Genomic DNA, 1,132 nt, shown 5'->3' with positions numbered 1-1,132 from the left:
AGTGGTGTCAGCAGTACCCGGTGTGTCCGTAACGGTGGTGTTCACCGGCGTAGTGCCTGGCACCAGGTTCTCGAAATGCTCGCCGCCGGTTACGCCTTTGATGGCAGTGGTGACAGTCTGGTCGCCTTTGTACACGTCATTCGGGGCCACAGTGGTGACGGTGCCGCTCGATTGGTTCACACCGATGGTGATGGTCTTGCCATTGTCCAACGTCACGGTCAACGGGTTGGTGATGTTGGTCACTGCCGCGCCGTTTTTATCCACAAGGCTGGCGGTGTACACGATGTTGCCGCCTTCGCCGACGCTGTTGGTGGCGGTCAGGACCAGATCGACCTTGTCGATGGTGTCGTTGATCGTGGTGGTTGCGCCGTTGCCTGCAACTTCCAGTTTTTCGAAGTTGCCGCCGGTAGCGTCAGTGATCTTGACGGTCTGGGTGCTCTTGTCGATGAACACGTCATCGCTTGGCGCCGGAACGGTCACCGTGCCGACGGTGTCGCCAGCCTTGATGGTGATAGATGAGCCGTTGTCGAGTTTCAGCGTGACATCGGTGCCGGCCTTGTTGCTCAAAGTCGCGGTATAGGTGATCTGACCACCTTCGTTGACCGCCGACGGAGCCGTCAGGGTCACGGTAGTGGTATCGGCAGTGCCTGGTGTGTCGGTAACGGTGGTGTTCACCGGCGTAGTGCCTGGCACCAAGTTCTCGAAGTGCTCGCCACCGGTGACACCTTTGATGGCGGTGGTGACGGTCTGGTCGCCTTTGTACACGTCGTTCGGCGCCACGGTAGTGACGGTGCCGCTCGACTGGTTCACACCGATAGTGATGGTCTTGCCATTGTCCAACGTCACGGTCAGCGGGTTGGTGATGTTGGTCACTGCCGCGCCGTTTTTATCCACAAGGCTGGCGGTGTAGACGATGTTGCCGCCTTCGCCGACGCTGTTGGTGGCGGTCAGGACCACATCGACCTTGTCGATGGTGTCGTTGATCGTGGTGGTTGCGCCGTTACCCGCAACTTCCAGCTTCTCGAAGTTGCCGCCCGTGGCGTCGGTGATTTTGACGGTCTGGGTGCTCTTGTCGATGAACACGTCATCGCTCGGCGCCGGGACGGTTACGGTGCCTACGGTGTCACCGGCT

The 1,132-nt window shown here is 59.7% G+C and carries 1 protein-coding gene; it reads right to left on the bottom strand.

What is annotated here, in order from left to right; all coding sequences use genetic code 11:
* Positions 1-1,132, bottom strand: a 1,132-nt coding sequence (locus M5B97_RS27540) for an immunoglobulin-like domain-containing protein (protein ID WP_349292539.1), incomplete at both ends; no start/stop codon positions are given.

Origin of the sequence: Pseudomonas sp. MWU13-2517 (assembly GCF_023242545.1) — a bacterium.
In the GTDB taxonomy this organism is placed as follows: Bacteria; Pseudomonadota; Gammaproteobacteria; order Pseudomonadales; family Pseudomonadaceae; genus Aquipseudomonas.
Note: the sequence above shows the minus strand (reverse complement) of the source record. Positions and strands in the feature narration are given on the sequence as shown.